The sequence below is a fragment of the Sinomicrobium halophytocola genome (assembly GCF_052983395.1).
Genome location: NZ_JBRKIT010000018.1, coordinates 1 through 16,371, shown reverse-complemented (window position 1 = coordinate 16,371; position 16,371 = coordinate 1). Strand labels below are relative to the sequence as shown.

General features: G+C 32.9%; 16 protein-coding genes. All 16 read left to right on the top strand.

Annotation, left to right across the window (positions count from 1 at the left end; translation table 11 throughout):
- The first annotated feature begins 11 nt into the window (after window positions 1-11).
- Window positions 12-1,292 carry a nucleotide sugar dehydrogenase gene (locus tag ACVBDY_RS06155; protein ID WP_447174588.1) on the top strand — a complete coding sequence of 427 codons (1,281 nt, stop codon included), beginning with the start codon at window positions 12-14 and terminating at the stop codon, window positions 1,290-1,292.
- A gap of 4 nt (window positions 1,293-1,296) precedes the next feature.
- Entirely contained in the window at window positions 1,297-1,878 is a 582-nt protein-coding gene (locus tag ACVBDY_RS06150; protein ID WP_447174587.1) for an acyltransferase, read from the top strand.
- A gap of 17 nt (window positions 1,879-1,895) precedes the next feature.
- Window positions 1,896-2,840 carry a Gfo/Idh/MocA family protein gene (locus ACVBDY_RS06145; protein ID WP_447174586.1) on the top strand — a complete coding sequence of 315 codons (945 nt, stop codon included), beginning with the start codon at window positions 1,896-1,898 and terminating at the stop codon, window positions 2,838-2,840.
- A gap of 12 nt (window positions 2,841-2,852) precedes the next feature.
- The gene (locus ACVBDY_RS06140; protein ID WP_447174585.1) at window positions 2,853-4,130 is read left to right on the top strand and encodes a lipopolysaccharide biosynthesis protein; all 1,278 of its coding nucleotides are present in this window, start codon (window positions 2,853-2,855) and stop codon (window positions 4,128-4,130) included.
- Between the two features lie 334 nt (window positions 4,131-4,464).
- Window positions 4,465-4,590, top strand: a complete 126-nt coding sequence (locus ACVBDY_RS06135) for a transposase (RefSeq protein WP_447174664.1) — start codon at window positions 4,465-4,467, stop codon at window positions 4,588-4,590.
- Window positions 4,591-5,063: 473 nt separating this feature from the next.
- On the top strand, window positions 5,064-6,377 hold the full coding sequence (locus ACVBDY_RS06130) for a phenylacetate--CoA ligase family protein (protein ID WP_447174584.1): 1,314 nt from the start codon (window positions 5,064-5,066) through the stop codon (window positions 6,375-6,377).
- 171 nt (window positions 6,378-6,548) lie between these two features.
- The gene (locus tag ACVBDY_RS06125) at window positions 6,549-7,808 is read left to right on the top strand and encodes an O-antigen ligase family protein (RefSeq protein WP_447174583.1); all 1,260 of its coding nucleotides are present in this window, start codon (window positions 6,549-6,551) and stop codon (window positions 7,806-7,808) included.
- Window positions 7,792-9,057, top strand: a complete 1,266-nt coding sequence (locus ACVBDY_RS06120; RefSeq protein WP_447174582.1) for a hypothetical protein — start codon at window positions 7,792-7,794, stop codon at window positions 9,055-9,057. Before ACVBDY_RS06125 ends, ACVBDY_RS06120 begins: the two co-directional genes overlap by 17 nt.
- A 16-nt stretch (window positions 9,058-9,073) precedes the next feature.
- Complete coding sequence (locus tag ACVBDY_RS06115; RefSeq protein WP_447174581.1) at window positions 9,074-10,183, top strand: glycosyltransferase; 1,110 nt, start codon at window positions 9,074-9,076, stop codon at window positions 10,181-10,183.
- The gene (wecB, locus tag ACVBDY_RS06110) at window positions 10,180-11,253 is read left to right on the top strand and encodes a non-hydrolyzing UDP-N-acetylglucosamine 2-epimerase (protein WP_447174580.1); all 1,074 of its coding nucleotides are present in this window, start codon (window positions 10,180-10,182) and stop codon (window positions 11,251-11,253) included. The genes ACVBDY_RS06115 and wecB overlap by 4 nt, the downstream gene beginning before the upstream one ends.
- A gap of 31 nt (window positions 11,254-11,284) precedes the next feature.
- Window positions 11,285-12,034 carry a glycosyltransferase family 2 protein gene (locus ACVBDY_RS06105; RefSeq protein WP_447174579.1) on the top strand — a complete coding sequence of 250 codons (750 nt, stop codon included), beginning with the start codon at window positions 11,285-11,287 and terminating at the stop codon, window positions 12,032-12,034.
- Window positions 12,035-12,042: 8 nt separating this feature from the next.
- The gene (locus ACVBDY_RS06100) at window positions 12,043-13,413 is read left to right on the top strand and encodes a sugar transferase (protein ID WP_447174578.1); all 1,371 of its coding nucleotides are present in this window, start codon (window positions 12,043-12,045) and stop codon (window positions 13,411-13,413) included.
- Window positions 13,414-13,946: 533 nt separating this feature from the next.
- A complete protein-coding gene (locus ACVBDY_RS06095; RefSeq protein ID WP_447174577.1) occupies window positions 13,947-14,438 on the top strand; it encodes a T9SS type A sorting domain-containing protein in 492 nt (163 codons plus the stop codon).
- 272 nt (window positions 14,439-14,710) lie between these two features.
- Window positions 14,711-15,436: a coiled-coil domain-containing protein gene (locus tag ACVBDY_RS06090; protein WP_447174576.1), complete on the top strand. Its 726-nt coding sequence runs from the start codon at window positions 14,711-14,713 to the stop codon at window positions 15,434-15,436.
- A gap of 1 nt (window position 15,437) precedes the next feature.
- Window positions 15,438-16,154 (top strand): hypothetical protein, encoded by a 717-nt coding sequence (locus ACVBDY_RS06085; RefSeq protein ID WP_447174575.1) that lies wholly within the window; start codon window positions 15,438-15,440, stop codon window positions 16,152-16,154.
- On the top strand, window positions 16,151-16,371 hold a 221-nt coding region (locus ACVBDY_RS06080), incomplete at its 3' end, for a hypothetical protein (protein WP_447174574.1). The genes ACVBDY_RS06085 and ACVBDY_RS06080, both read left to right, overlap by 4 nt.

Here is a 16,371-nt window from a genome sequence, read left to right as displayed (position 1 = left end):
AATTTTTTAATATGTCAAAATATAAATCTTTAAGGGAAAACAAAATTGCTGTTATTGGTTTGGGATATGTTGGATTGCCTTTGGCGGTAGAATTTGCAAAGAAAGGATATTCCGTTTTAGGATTTGATATAAACGAAGAACGAATTAAGGAGTTAAAGAGAGGGAAAGACAATACCGGTGAAGTTTCAGAAGATGAATTACAAGAGGGTAGAGATATTAGTTATTCTTCACAGCAAGAAGCTCTTTCGGAATCCAATGTTTATATAATTACTGTTCCTACTCCTATTGACAAGTTTAAACAGCCGGATCTGTTTCCTTTGTTGAATGCAAGCAGATTAATTGGGAAATTTCTTAAAAAAGAAGATATTGTAATTTATGAATCCACGGTTTATCCCGGATGTACAGAAGAAGATTGTGTCCCTGTTTTAGAGGAAGCAAGTGGACTGAAGTATAATGTAGATTTTTATTGTGGGTATTCACCGGAAAGGATAAACCCAGGAGATAAGAATAGAAGAGTACATAATATTGTTAAAGTTACTTCGGGGAGCACTCCTGAAATAGCGGATATAGTTGATGATCTTTACAATTCGATAATCGAAGTAGGAACCCATAAGGCCCCGAGTATTAAAGTAGCGGAAGCTTCGAAAATTATAGAAAATACCCAAAGGGACCTGAATATTTCATTAATAAACGAACTAGCTCTGATATTTGATAAGTTAGGAATAGATACCCTGGATGTTTTGGAGGCAGCGGGGACTAAATGGAACTTTCTTCCATTCAGGCCCGGATTAGTTGGAGGACACTGTATCGGAGTAGATCCTTATTATTTAACTCATAAAGCAGAAAGTGTTGGATATCATCCGCAAGTAATACTTTCTGGCAGGCGTATTAATGATAATATGGGGATACATGTAGCCAGTAGTGTGATCAAGTTAATGGTTAAAAATGAATTAAAGGTTAAAAATTCAAGGATACTTATTTTGGGCTTTGCATTTAAAGAGAATTGTCCGGATGTTAGAAATTCCAGGGTTATAGATGTTATTGAGGAATTGCGGAGTTTTGGGGCAAGGGTCGATGTGTATGATCCTTTGGCGGACAAAAAGGAAGCTTTTAATCATTATGGTGTAAATCTTATTAATGATATAAAAAATAAGTATGAAGGGATAATTTTAGCTGTTGGACATGATGAATTTAGAAAAATAGCGATAGAAGACCTTAAGGTTCATCCCAAAACGGTAGTATATGATGTTAAAGGTTTTTTGTCTAAGGACATAATAACAGGAAGGCTATAATAAGATGAAAGAGAGGGAATTTTTTGCTCATAAAACCGCAATTATTGATGAAGGATGCTCAATAGGTGACGGAACTAAAATCTGGCATTTCTCTCATATTATGACTGGTTGTGTTATAGGTGAAAAATGTAATATAGGCCAGAACGTTGTTGTTTCCCCTCAGGCAATTCTCGGAAAAAATGTGAAGGTACAGAATAATGTATCCATTTATACCGGTGTTATATGTGAAGACGACGTGTTTTTAGGGCCTTCTATGGTATTTACCAATATAATAAACCCCAGAAGCGCCATAGTCAGGAGGGATGAATATATAGAAACATTGGTAAGTAAGGGAGCATCTATTGGTGCTAATGCAACTGTAATTTGTGGCAATGCTATAGGACAGTATGCGCTAATAGGTGCCGGGGCTGTCGTAACTAAGAAAGTTAAGGACTACGCATTGGTTGTTGGGAATCCGGCCATACATATCGGATGGGTGAGTGAATACGGGCATCGCTTGAATTTTGACGATAAAGGTGTTGCAATTTGCCCTGAAAGTCTTCAGGAATACCGACTGGAAGATGATAAAGTAAAACGAATTAAATAACTATATTACCCTTTTACATGAAGAACTTTGCATTGGTAGGAGCAGCGGGCTATATAGCCCCGAGACATATGAAAGCTATTAAAGAAACAGGCAATAATTTGTTAGCGGCTCTGGATCGGAGTGATAGTGTAGGTGTTATTGATTCTTATTTTCCAAAGGCCGATTTCTTTGTCGAATTTGAACGTTTTGACAGGCACATAGAGAAGTTAAAATATGAGAATAGCACCTATCTGGACTATGTGAGCATATGCTCTCCTAATTATTTGCACGACGCCCATATTCGATTTGCTTTGCGGAGTGGAGCAGATGCGATATGTGAAAAGCCTTTGGTGTTAAACCCCTGGAATGTAGATAAACTTCAAAAAGTAGAGGAAAAAACAGGAAAGAAGGTCTATAATATTCTTCAACTAAGAGTTCATCCAAGTATCATTGCATTAAAAGAAAAAGTAAAAAATGCGACAAGAGACCGGAAATTTGAAGTAGATCTGACTTATCTGACATCTAGAGGACACTGGTATTATACATCCTGGAAAGGAGATATGAATAAGTCAGGGGGTATTGCGACGAATATTGGTGTTCACTTTTACGATATGTTGTCTTGGATCTTCGGGGATGTACAGGAAAACATAGTTCATATTCATGATAATGACCGGGCCGCGGGATATCTGGAATTTGAAAATGCCCGGGTCCGATGGTTCTTATCTATAAATGCACAGTATTTGCCAAAAGAGGTTAAAGCAAAAGGGCAAACTACCTTTAGGTCCATCACTATAGATGGTGAAGAACTCGAATTTAGTGGAGGCTTTACAGATTTGCATACTATGGTGTATAAAGATATATTGGAAGGTAAAGGGTATGGGCTGGAAGCGGCCAGAACAGCAATCGAAATTGTACATAGTATTAGGGGTATGAAACCGGTTGGGGTTAAAGGGGAGTATCATGGTTTGTTGGTAAATGTTTAGATGAAACTATATATGTCTTTTAAATTAATTAAAGAAAAATTTTTAAAATCTGAATTCACGAGACATGTATTAACTCTGCTTAGTGGAACTGCCTTAGCCCAAGCCATTCCAATATTAATTAGTCCTATAATAACGAGGTTATATTCACCCGAAGAAATAGGAGAATACACAATTTTTTTTGCTACGTCTAATATATTAGCATTATTAGTTTCTGGAAGATTAGAATTGGCGATATTGATTCCCAAAAAAAGGAAAGAAGGAATCATGGTGTTGATTCTATCTTTATTTTTTTCATTAATTCTTTTTTCATTCTTATTACTTCTTTTTGTTTCTTTTAACGAAACTATAGCTAGTTTTTTAGGTTTAGGTTCATTTAGTAGATGGTTGTTTTTAATACCATTTACTTCATTGTTTTTGGCATTTTTTCAAATTTTCAGCTATTGGTTAAATAGAGGAGATAAATATGATATAATATCAAAGGGTAAGGTATTGCAAGGCACAATAACAGGAATTATTCATGTAAGTTTTTCTTTTTTAAGTGTTTTGGGGCTTTTTCTAGGAAGGATAAGCGGAGTTTTTACTTCTGTTATTTATATGTTGATATCTAAAGGCACTTTGGATATGGAACAAAAAAATGCTATTAACTCAAAGTTAATGATAAAAACACTTCAAAAATATAGAGTATTTCCACTTGTAACAATGCCTAATGCATTGCTTAACATGACTTCGAATAATTTACCAAATTATCTACTAGAGACACTATATACCCTACAACAAACAGGTTTTTATGCATGGTCGGTTAGAATTGTTCAAGGTCCTATGTGGCTGATAACTAGTTCTTTGCAACAAGTTTTTTTTAAAAGAGCTTCAGAAACATTTAATGAACATGGAGATTTATATGGTCTTGTCATTAAGATGTATAAAAGGTTATTTATATTAGGTATTATTCCATATACATTATTGTATTTGTTTTCAGCAGATATCTTTGAAATAATATTTGGGATGGAATGGAGAACAGCGGGAGAATACACTTCTTATTTAGTTCCGTGGTTGTTTGTAGTATTTTTAAATTCACCTGTAAGTAATGTTATTATAATACTTAATAAGCAAAAGGAATATTTCTTATATGAAATAGCTTTGTTTTTATGTAGGTCAGGAGCACTGGTTAGTGGATATTATATTCTAAATGAGGCAAAATATTCCATTATTTTTTATGGTATAGTAGGTTTAATTTTCAACACCTTGTTGTTTTTTATAACATTAAAAATATCAAAGCAAGCATATGATTAATCAAATGAGAGTCAATTTTATTGGAGATATAAGCCTAACATATTTTTTAAGTCAGGAGTCAAATCTAAAGAAGAAATTTTTGACGATAAGTTGTCAAATGTTTTTAATCTAAAGAATTCTTCGGGGCTTGCCCCGGGGTGGTAAGGAAAAGTTTGAAAAAGTGTAGCTTAGTGGAGTGGAAGATAAAATATATACAAGGGTCACAATAAGACTTTATTGTTGTGCCATTTCGTGTCTCCAATGAAGTATATGCATAAAGTATTGACAGCTGTCGAGATCAACGCTTAAAGAAATTTTGAATATCTGAACGCTATTAGATTGCCTTTATAGAGAGATAGGATATGAATCCGATCATGTCCATTTTTTAGTTCAGAATATACCCTCTATATCTGTGAGTGATATGGTTCGTACTTTAAAGAGTATAACAGACAGGTCGGGAATTGTTTCGTTTGCATCTTGAAACAGAACAATTTTTGTGGGCGGTAGTTTTTAGACAAGTGGATATTATGCCAACACCGTAGGTCAATATGGGAATACTGAAGTGATTCAGAAGTATATTGAGTCAAGGTAAAGAAAAAGAGTACGAAAAAATATATTCAGGACAACTCAAGTTGTTCTAATACCTTGGGGCTTGCCCCCGGGGTAGTTTATTATAGAAACTGGAATGGTAGAATCTCATGATATAGAAGAGATAGATCGACTCGAACAGCGCTCATCAAAATAAATAAAAATATTATAAGAATAAGATAAGAGAGTCTACCGTGCTTTTTTAAGACTAGGAGAATAGAAAAATATATCGCGAAGAAACCAAACAATTCTATCCTTAATTAAGGGTAAAAGCAATATTATACATTTTATTTCTTTATTAAGATCAAAAAATAAAAGGCTTTTGTTTATAGGTACTATAAGATTTAAATAAATTTGGATTATTAAATGAAAAATCATAAAAGATTAATGCACTTGTCCTATTTTTTAAAAAGAAGAAAGGATATACAATTGTATTATAAATTTAAAAAGGAATATTATACACCAATTGAAGTTTTAGAAGCAGAACAATTGAATAATTTTAAAATATTATTTGATTATTCAAAAGATAACATACCTTATTATAGAGAATTATTTAATGATCTAAAGCTAAAATCTGATGATTTTAATAGTATTGAAGATCTGAGTAAAATACCTGTTTTAACAAAAAGAGAGATTATTTCTAATTACGAAAAATTTATTCCAATAAATAAAATATTTAGGAGTGTCACTCGGTCTACTGGAGGATCGACTGGTGAGCCGTTGAAATTCAGAATGAGTATAGAGGATTATTCAAGGGCATATGCTTTATTATACAGGGGGTTTTCAAAAGCGGGGTATAATATTGGGGACAAAATGGCAATAATTGCAGGTGGCTCACTTGTAAACGATGATTCAGGGATAAAAAATAAAATTCAAGACTACATATTAAATTTTAAAAAATTATCCTCATATGGTATTAATGAAGAAGCTCTTAATGATTATTTTGATAAGCTTTATAAATGGAAACCATTGTTTTTAAGGGGTTATGCTAGTTCACTATTTTTATTTGCAAAATTTGTAATGGCTAATAAAAAACCCCCTTTAGAGTTGAAGGGAGTTTTCTCAACAGCAGAAATGCTAAATGATAATCAACGTGATTGTATAGAAAGAGCTTTTAATACAAAAGTTTTTAATAACTATGGGTTAAATGATGGCGGAGTGTCGGCATTTGAGGATGAGAAACAGGATGGCTTTATTATTGATACGGAAAGAAGTATTATGGAAGTAGTGAATAATGCTGGCAAAAATATTTTCAATGATAACGGAAAAATTATCGCTACTTCTCTTTATAATTTTAGTATGCCTTTTATCCGATATGAAACAGGTGATTTTGGGGCTCAAATTAAATCGAAAGGGGAGCAATATTCTAGACATAGACTTGTAAACCTAGGAGGAAGAACTACAGATTATATTTCTTTCAATAATATGGTCATAGGGAGTCCAGTTTTGACAGTATTAATGGGTAAATTGGATATACTTAAATATCAAATTATACAGAAAAAAAATAATAAAATTCAATTTCGAATAGAGCCCGGGAATAGCTATACTGAAGAAGATGAGAACTATATAAGAAGATCATTTAAGGATAATTTGGGAGATAATTCTTGCATAGAATTTATATATACAGAGGAATTTTTATACTCCGAAAATAAGCATAAATTTATTATAAAAGAAAAGTAATCAATAGTCCATGGGGTATTATTATAGAGATTTTTTATATTAAAATACAGCTTTCACTAAAAACTACTGCAGTAATCATAATCAATTTGTTTTTATAAAATGATTTTGTATTCAATCAATTTTTTAATGTGACTTAGCGTCATAAAAGATAAATAATAAAGAAGATAATTGATGAAAAATTTATCATATATAATTAAAGATAATGGGTATGTATACGGAGCATGTTTATTTGCCTTCTTACTACCATTCAATCAATTTGTTTCTACATTTGCCATAGTTTTATGGTTATTGTTATCAATAACAAGCCTTAAGAAGGAAAATATAAATAAGAATAGGTTATTAGGTTTATTTCCTTTGTTGTATATATTGTATGGAATTAGCCTTTTATATTCTCAGAATGAATCCTTTTATATTTTGGAGAGGAAACTCTCGTTAATAATATTTCCGTTACTTTTTTTCTTACATAAATATCATGAACATCAAAGAAAAGCAATTCTTAGAATGTTTATTTATGGTTTAATGATTTCAGGGTTATTATGTTTAATGATTGCTATATTTAAGTCTTCTCATTTTGAAAATGGAGTACTATATTTTAAAGCAAATGTTGAAGATGGGAGAGGGTTTATTGAGTCTATTATGTACGGGGGAAATTATTTCTTTGGAAATTATTTCTCTGTATTTCATCAAACAGTATACTATGCAATTTACCTATGTGTAGGTGTCGCTATTTTGCTTTGGGGGAAAAGGATTTTTGAAAAGAAAACCCGTACAGCTTTACTATTTTTTTTTATAATGTTACTTTTTTTAATATCAAATAAAGCGAGTTATTTGGTTTTATTTGCTATTCTATTGATAAAATTAACGTTTACTGATACATTGACTGTTAAAAGGAAGTTTATTATAATAATAACAGTTTTGATTGTTTCTATAGCGTTTAACTTCGTAAATCCACGAATGGGTTTGAGTTTAAGAAAAATACTCACAAAAGGAATTGAGTTGGAGAAAACGGCTAGGTATGATTATAAATTAAGGTTGTTAAGTTGGGATGCGGCGATTACTCTAATAAAAGAAGAGCCCGTTATAGGTTATGGTGTAGGTGATGCTCAAGATTATCTAAATGATGTTTATGAACAGAATGGGTATGTTTGGCCATTCAAATGGTCATTAAATGCGCACAATGAATACCTTCAGCTATGGATTGAAACAGGGATTTTTGGAGTTGTAATTTTTTTGATAATTTTATTTGTTCTGTTAAGGCATGGAATATACAACCATAGAAATTCATTGGCGTTGTCAATATTCATTATTTTCTTTATGAACGCTTTATTTGAAAGTTATTTAAACAGGTACTCAGGAATATCGTTTTTTTCTTTTATGTATTGTTTTATCATTTCGGCTTTTAATTACAAACCGCATGTCATTAAAAATTAGGCTTACTATAAAACAATCTTTTTGGTTGTATTTTACCTTGTTAATAGTTCTTTATCATCATGAAATCAAGGATTATTATTATTGGAAAGGTGTTGCTGATATTATTGGTGGGAAATTTGATTTTTCAATACCTAGGCTTATTTTGTCTGTTCTTTTTTTTAGTATCAATCTAAGAACACTAATGGGCTTAAATAAACAAAAACTTTCGTTTATTGTCATTAGCTTGTTCTTTTTACTGTTAACAGTACCTTCATTAGTTGCCAACACTTCCGGAGAGATATATCCTTTTAAACTATTGGTATATCATCAGTTGTTTTTCTTTTCATTATGGACGTTTTTTAAAATTAAAATTAACCTAAAAAAGTTACCACGACTAAATAAAACACAATCTCTTTATTTGTTAATCGTAATTGTTACAATTGGTATTATACCATATTTATGGGTTTATGGTCCATATATCAATTTAAAGAATCTATTTTTAGTTGAAGTATACCAAACAAGAACTAAAATGGCAACAGTATCTAATCCGTATATAGCATATACTTATTCTCTATACAGTAAAATAATAATTCCGTTAATTATAGTATTTTCACTTGAGCTAAAAAATAAGCTTACTTTTATTTACGGAGTTGTTTTACTTATTCTATTTTATTTGTTTGGAGCGCACAAAACAGTGTATGTTGGGCTGCTAATTATACTTGTTTTTTATAAGCTATCATATTATTATGCTATCAAGAAGATGGTATGCCTTCTAAATATTTTATTAATTGTTTGTTTTTTATTGGTCTTATTTTTTGAATATGATTATTTATGGATACTCACAATAAGGAGGGTCCAATTTTTGCCAACCTTATTGGATATTTGTTATATAGATTTCTTTAATAAGAAGCCGCTTCTTTGGTCTGAATCTGTATTTAAATCTTTTGTCGAATATCCATATGATCTTAACCATGGTCAATTAATTGGGAAGCATTATTTTGATAGATCAGATATGAGAGCCAATAATGGGTTGATATCAGATGGATATATGAATTTTGGTTCACCAGGAATTTTGATAAATATTTTATTTGCTTCAATCTATTTTTTCATAATTAACAATTTGAATATCCCGTCAAAGTATTTTGGATTATTCTTTTTAGTGATCTTCTCTTTTGTAAGTTCTTCATTGTTTACAGTATTATTAACTCATGGAGGGATAGCTTTATTAATTGTTTCCATGTTTATCCTAAATAAGAAAAGTGAGTTTTAACTCAAATTATATAAAGATGAAAAGCATCACGCATATAACTACAGTTCACCCAAGATACGATACAAGAATTTTTCTTAAAGAATGTAACTCTATCAAGGAAAATTATAAAATAGTTAATCTTATTGTCGCGGACGGGCTTGGGAATGAGGTAAAGAATGGGGTTAATATATATGATATTGGGAAGCCTAAAAATAGATTAATTAGAATGCTTTTTTATACAAAAAAGGCTTATATGGTTGCAAAAAAGATGAGTTCAAGTATATATCATATTCATGACCCTGAGCTTGTTTTTTCTGGCTTAAAGTTAAAAGGAGCGGGAGAGAGAGTAATTTTTGACGCACATGAAGATTTACCTAAACAACTCAAAAGTAAACCCTATTTGAATGGTTTTTTGAGAACAACACTATCAATGTTAGCAAGTATTACAGAAAAGTATACCTTAAAAAAATATACTATGTTGGTAGGGGCAACACCTAGTATTACCAGTAAATTAAAAAAGATTAATAGTAATGCTGTAAATATAAATAATTATCCAATACTTGGGGAACTTGATAACAATACTAAATGGTCTTCAAAAAGAAATGAGGTATGTTACTTAGGGGGGATTACTAGGATAAGAGGGATTGTTCAGCTAATAAAAGCAATGGAATATGTTGAAGATGATATTAAATTGAATTTAGTAGGAGGTTTTTCAGAGAATGGTTTGATAGAAGAACTAAAGCAAGAGCGTGGTTGGGAAAAAGTAAACTACCTTGGCGTTTTGTCAAGAAAAGAGGTGTCAAAAATATTAGCAAGATCTAAAGGTGGAATAGTTACATTTTTAAATGTTCCTAATCATATAGAATCTCAGCCTAATAAAATGTTTGAATATATGAGTTCAGGAATTCCGGTTATTGGTTCTAATTTCCCATTGTGGAAAGAGATTTTAGAAAAACATAAATGTGGTTTAACTGTAAATCCGGAAGATCCAAAGGCAATTGCTGAAGGGATAATGCAGCTGATTAGAAATGATGACCAAAGTAAAGAGATGGGAGAAAATGGAAAAAAAATAGTGAATATTATTTATAACTGGAGTGCGGAAAGTAAAAAATTAATTAATGCATATAAAGTGATTTTAAGCCAATGATGAAAATAATTACAATAGTAGGGGCTAGACCACAATTTGTAAAAGCGGCAATAATAAGTAGAGAGTTTGCTAAGTATAAAAATGTTAAAGAAATAATTGTACATACGGGGCAGCATTTTGATCAAAATATGAGTGAGGTGTTTTTTAAAGAAATGAAAATCCCTAAACCACATTATAATTTTGATATTAATGGTTTGTCACATGGAGCCATGACAGGGCAAATGATTGAAAAAATTGAACAAATCTTGTTAAAAGAAAAGCCGGATTGGGTATTGGTGTATGGAGATACTAATTCTACTTTGGCCGGAGCACTTGCTGCTAAAAAGCTGCATATTGAGATAGCTCATGTAGAGGCAGGGTTACGATCTTTTAATGATAAAATGCCAGAAGAAGTCAACAGAATTTTAACAGATAGGATTAGTAATGTATTGTTTTGTCCAACAGATACTGCTCTTAAGAATTTAAAACAAGAAGGATACGATAATTTAGATTCAGAAATAGTTCTATCTGGAGATGTAATGGAAGATGTAGCTATTTTTTATAAAAAATTAGCAAAGCGTCCTGAAAATTTGGAATTGGCAAAAGAATTTGTACTTACAACAATACATAGGGCAGAAAATACGGATGAAGAAGAAAAGCTTAAAGAAATTTTTGAGACTTTAGATGAATTAGCAAAAGAAATACAGGTAATATTGCCTTTACATCCAAGAACAAAAGGAAAGTTGAAATCTTGTGGAATCAAAGTGGAAAATATAACGTTTATAGAGCCCGTGGGATATTTGGAAATGGTGTATCTTTTGGAAAAATCTAAAATGGTAATAACAGATAGTGGAGGTTTACAAAAAGAAGCATTTTTCTTTCATAAGCCATGCATAACTTTAAGGGAGGAGACAGAATGGGTAGAGTTGATAGAGAATAATGTGAATATTTTAGTGGGATCAAACAGAGAAAAGATTCTCCTGGCTATCGATAGTTTTAAGGAAAGAGATTTGAACTTTAATATCAATTTATACGGAAAGGGACATGCAGCAAAAAATATTGTAAAATACTTTATGGAAAAAACATTTTAGATAATTACCAGAATGTGAAATTACTTAAGTTATGATAGACAGTAAAGTTTCAATAATTACCCCGGTATATAACTCTGCAAAATATATGAAAAAGTGCATTGATTCAGTATTGAATCAAACGTATTCAAACTTTGAACATATTTTAGTTGATGATTGTTCTACAGATAATAGTGTTGCGATTATTGAAGAATACTTTTCCATGGACCGTAGAATTAAACTGATTAAACTATCTGAAAACGAAGGAGCAGGCATTGCTCGGAATACAGCCATAGAAATGGCAAAAGGGAGGTTTATTGCTTTTTTGGATTCTGACGACGTTTGGGATTCTGAAAAACTTGAAAAGCAGATAACCTTTATGATTAAAAACAATTGCCCATTTACATTTACGTCGTATGGTTTAATAAATGAAAATGGTAAGCCATTAAAAAAAACGGTTAAGGCCAAATCATTCGTATCATATAAATTAGCATTGTATTCTAATCCTATAGGTTGTTTAACTGCAATATATGATACAGCATTTTATGGAAAACGATATATGCCCGATATTCGTAAAAGACAGGATTATGCACTATGGTTATCACTTTTAAAGGAATCTAATGGTATAGGATTACAAGAATCTCTTGCTTTTTATAGAGTTAGGTTAAACTCAATCTCTTCAAACAAACTAAATCTAATAAAATATCAATGGGATTTGTATAGAAATATAGAGAAGTTGTCGGCGGTTAAAAGTGTTTTTTATTTAACTACTAGTTTTTTAGCGAAAATAAGAACTGCGTTATAAATAATTTTATGAAGTATGCATTTATTTTAAACCCAATAGAAAGGCAAATTATTCTTCTTATAGGAGATTTGTTTTTTATTGGTGTTTCTCTTAATTTGTTTGTCAATTATGCTATTGATGAGGATTATCTATCGCCGCTTTTGGATAGCTCGCTATTTGCTTTGGGAATATGTATATATTTATTTCTTTCCTATGTACTGGATTTCTACAACCTGGAAAAAGCCAGCCGGTTTAATACAATTATATCGCAATCTATCTTTGTTTCAGGGCTTTTTGCATTAATGATATTTTTCGGAGCCATTTTACTTTTTGATGCAAGTTTTTGGAGAATACCTCTTCTAACGTTTTTAGTAGGAACTCCATTATTAATTTTTTTATGGAGGTTATTATATAAGAATACATTTCGTTTTATTCCAACTATAAGAAAAACCCTATACATTTATGATAAAAGTAATGAGAAGGACTATTCTGATTATGTTGGGTACATCAATGGAAATGAATTAAAGGAAACTTATTATAAGGTAAGGCTCAGCTATGATATTGACAAAAACATATTAGAAGGTAAAAATAAATTTATGGAATCCTTAAGTAGTATAGATACTTGTATAATAAATATTAAGGATTACGGTAATTTACCTGAAGATGTTAAATCGATTATAATAAGACTTATTGAAGAAGGCAAAGACGTACAGTCATATACATCTTTTTATGAAAACAATTATGAGGCGTTACCAATACAATCCCATAATGATAGTTTTTATGAGATACTTCAGATGAGAAATAAGAAAATAAGATATTTACAGATCCTTTTTACAGCTATAACGGATTATTTGTTATCTTTTTTAATAGGGTGTATTTTACTAGCGGTTTTACCCTTTGTATGTTTTTTTAACTTCTTTTTCAATCAGGGGCCATTGTTTTACAGTCAAAATAGAGTTGGTAAAAACGGTAAAGAATTTAAAATATATAAATTTCGCTCTATGGTAGTCGATGCAGAAAAAAGCGGTGCCAAAATGGCCACCACAGGGGATACTAGGATAACCCCTTTCGGCAAAATACTCCGCAAACTCCGGATTGATGAATTACCTCAGATTCTCTCTGTTATTAAAGGAGACATGACATTTATTGGCCCCAGACCAGAGCGAAAAATATTCACGGAACAATTAAATAAGCTAACCCCATTCTATAGTATACGACATATAGTGAAGCCAGGTATTACAGGATGGGCTCAGGTTAAATATAAATATGGTGAAAATCTCCAGGATTCAATTAAAAAATTGGAGTATGATCTTTATTATATCAAAAATAAATCAATAACTCTAGATGCTAAGATTATCTTTAAAACAATTACTGCAATTTTATTTTCCAAGGGAGTGTAATGTTTTTAGTTTCGAGATAATCTCGGCACTTAAAGAAGTAAATAAATATTTGTAGGCACTTTCAGAAGTAAGCTAATTTCCCAAAAAATAGACAACAAACTCTAGTGATTTTGTATGGATCACCGAAGTTTTTTTCTTTTTTTGAGGGTCACCCTGGTGTTTTTGTAATCTTCCCTAACATTAGCTACAATTGTGTATCCGTCCGACTAAGTACATCTTTTCCGGAATATTTAGGTCCTATAATTTTGGACACAAAAAGAACGATGTCTAAAACAACGAACTACAGACGCATGGTTTCTGACATCTGTCGGGAGCAGGGCATCACTTTTATCCCAGGTTTAAAAATGGTAAAATTTTCTTTTTTTGAGCAGTAAATGAAAATATTTTATATTTTTATACTCCCTAAGTAATTTAACCCCCCTAATAAATTATTTGCCTGGCATATGCCAGGGTCTTTTTCGTACGCCTTTTTTAAAGGTTTGCGATGGGACAGTTAATGATGTAAACAGAAATATTAACTTAAATATATTAGCGTGGAAAAATTTTTACTCTCTTTTTTGAAATCTTGTTTTCTATTCTTTTTTTCGTTTGCCTTTTATATGGCAGATGCACAGGAAATCACTTTTACTTATGACACCGCCGGGAACCAGACAAGCCGGAAATGGGTATGTGTGAACTGCAGAACTGTGGAAGACCTTGCCAAAGCGGCCAAAATGGAAGAAGCTGCGGAAACCCCCGAGGAATTACAGGAGGTAGCCATGGCGGACGAAGAAACTTTGGCCCGTCCTTTAACCTTATATCCCAACCCGGTGTCTTCTACCTTATATGTGGATTGGGAAGGCGATTTCCCGGTGCGGGAGGTACAGATCTATGGCAATACCGGTAACCTGGTCGACAAAAATGCTGTTGCGAAGAGTCAGACCCAGGCCGAACTGCAATTCGGTATGCTCCCCATAGGGGCATACGTCATGGTAGTGATCTATGAGGACGGTCATAAGGAAACCCGTAAGATCATTAAGAAATAGATAGTACTTCATATCCATGTCTTTAGTCCATGATCAAATTCATTATAGGTAGATTTTCCTTTAGACGATGCTTTGATCCCGATCCCAATAATTATTGGGATTATCGGGACAGTTGCCATGGTCAGTGTAAAACTGATTTTCTGACAACGCATTGAAAAGCAAATGTTGCCATGTACTAAAAACAGATGTAATTATGTATTTCCCTGTATAAGAAATCAAACCCAATTGACTTGTGAAATATGAATAAACAGATCAACTTAAAAAGCCGTAATATGAGAAATATATTCAAAAAAATATCAGCATATGTTCCCTCCCCCGGGGGGAGGGTCAGGGCGGGGGTATTGTTTCTGCTGCTCCCTTTTACTTTTTATGCCCAAACTAATACGTTTCCGGCTTCCGGAAATGTAGGGATAGGTACAGCATCTCCAGAAGCAAAACTTGATGTAGCAGGGATTACCTATTTAAAAGGAGCACCAACACATTCCCGGGTTTCAGAACAACTTAGAATAGGGAGGTCAGATCAAAGTATCAGGTACCATTCTATCTATTCCAATCATACAGGTACAGCACATTCTAATTATATTCAATTCCGGATACATAATGGTAATACTACTGATTTCACGGAACAAATCACTACAATGACATTGAATGGAGAAGGCAACGTAGGCATAGGAACAGAAGTGCCCGGCACCTGGAAACTCGCCGTAAATGGAAAAATACGTGCCAAAGAGATCAAAGTAGAAACCGGCTGGAGCGACTTTGTCTTTGAAGACAATTACAACCTGCCCACTTTAGAAGAAGTGGAACAGCATATTAAAGAAAAGGGTCATTTAAAGGATATTCCCAGCGCCAAAGAGGTTGAGGAAAATGGAATCTTTCTTGGAGAGATGAATGCTAAGCTGTTGCAGAAGATAGAGGAGTTGACTTTATACATGATAGAGCTAAAGAAAGAGAACCAACAACTCCGAAAAGAAATCGATGAACTCAAAAAGCCGTAATATGAGAAATATACTCAAAAAAATATCAGAATATATCCCCTCCCCCGTGGGGAGGGCCAGGGTGGGGGTCTTGTTCCTTTTGCTCCCTTTTACTTTTTATGCCCAGACCAATACTTTTCCGACTTCGGGGAATGTAGGGATAGGGACCACTAATCCTTTAGACAAACTGCAAATCGGAGAAGGGATAACTTTTCATAGTGGAGGCCATAAGGTCATAGGGTTTAGTTATGCTCCCAGCGGAGCAGTGGATTTAGACGAGACAGCATATTCAGGGGAAATTCGTTTTGATCCCGGTCAAGGAGAACTAATGCTAGGAGTTTCATCCTCAATTACAAGCAAACCCTCCACCAGGATCATTATGCGAAAAGATGGAAACGTAGGCATAGGTACAACCAACCCCGGCACCTGGAAACTCGCCGTAAACGGCAACATCCGCGCCAAAGAGATCAAAGTAGAAACCGGCTGGAGCGATTTTGTCTTTGAAGACAATTACAACCTGCCCACTTTGGAAGAAGTAGAACAACACATTAAGGAAAAAGGACATTTAAAAGATATTCCCAGCGCTAAGGAAGTGGAAGCGAACGGGATATTCCTGGGGGAGATGAATGCTAAATTGTTGCAGAAGATTGAGGAACTCATGCTTTATACAATTAAACAGGAAAAAAGAATTCTTCAATTGGAAGAAGAAATAGAAACGCTTAAAGCAATCGTCAAATGAAAAAACTATTCTCAGGGATTATTTTGTCCCTTACTTTTCTGAGTGTATCGGGTCAAACCCAATATTCGGGGCAATGGTCTTTGGGTAATTCGTCTGCGGAAAAATGGTATAAAGTGGCTTCTCTCGATTTTTCCGGACGAAACTTTAATACAGTCATTGCAGATGCCACCATTAATTATGCAAGGTCCTCTGTTCAGGGCTATAAGGCTTCCGTACA

Excerpts from the sequence above, each read along its gene's own strand:
- ACVBDY_RS06145 (WP_447174586.1), top strand. The coding sequence starts at position 1,896 with ATGAAGAACTTTGCATTGGTAGGAGCAGCGGGCTATATAGCCCCGAGA.
- ACVBDY_RS06100 (WP_447174578.1), top strand. The coding sequence starts at position 12,043 with ATGAAGTATGCATTTATTTTAAACCCAATAGAAAGGCAAATTATTCTT.
- ACVBDY_RS06085 (WP_447174575.1), top strand. The coding sequence starts at position 15,438 with ATGAGAAATATACTCAAAAAAATATCAGAATATATCCCCTCCCCCGTG.
- ACVBDY_RS06125 (WP_447174583.1), top strand. The coding sequence starts at position 6,549 with ATGAAAAATTTATCATATATAATTAAAGATAATGGGTATGTATACGGA.
- ACVBDY_RS06155 (WP_447174588.1), top strand. The coding sequence starts at position 12 with ATGTCAAAATATAAATCTTTAAGGGAAAACAAAATTGCTGTTATTGGT.
- ACVBDY_RS06130 (WP_447174584.1), top strand. The coding sequence starts at position 5,064 with ATGAAAAATCATAAAAGATTAATGCACTTGTCCTATTTTTTAAAAAGA.
- ACVBDY_RS06150 (WP_447174587.1), top strand. The coding sequence starts at position 1,297 with ATGAAAGAGAGGGAATTTTTTGCTCATAAAACCGCAATTATTGATGAA.
- ACVBDY_RS06120 (WP_447174582.1), top strand. The coding sequence starts at position 7,792 with ATGTCATTAAAAATTAGGCTTACTATAAAACAATCTTTTTGGTTGTAT.
- ACVBDY_RS06090 (WP_447174576.1), top strand. The coding sequence starts at position 14,711 with ATGAGAAATATATTCAAAAAAATATCAGCATATGTTCCCTCCCCCGGG.
- ACVBDY_RS06105 (WP_447174579.1), top strand. The coding sequence starts at position 11,285 with ATGATAGACAGTAAAGTTTCAATAATTACCCCGGTATATAACTCTGCA.
- ACVBDY_RS06115 (WP_447174581.1), top strand. The coding sequence starts at position 9,074 with ATGAAAAGCATCACGCATATAACTACAGTTCACCCAAGATACGATACA.
- ACVBDY_RS06140 (WP_447174585.1), top strand. The coding sequence starts at position 2,853 with ATGTCTTTTAAATTAATTAAAGAAAAATTTTTAAAATCTGAATTCACG.
- wecB (WP_447174580.1), top strand. The coding sequence starts at position 10,180 with ATGATGAAAATAATTACAATAGTAGGGGCTAGACCACAATTTGTAAAA.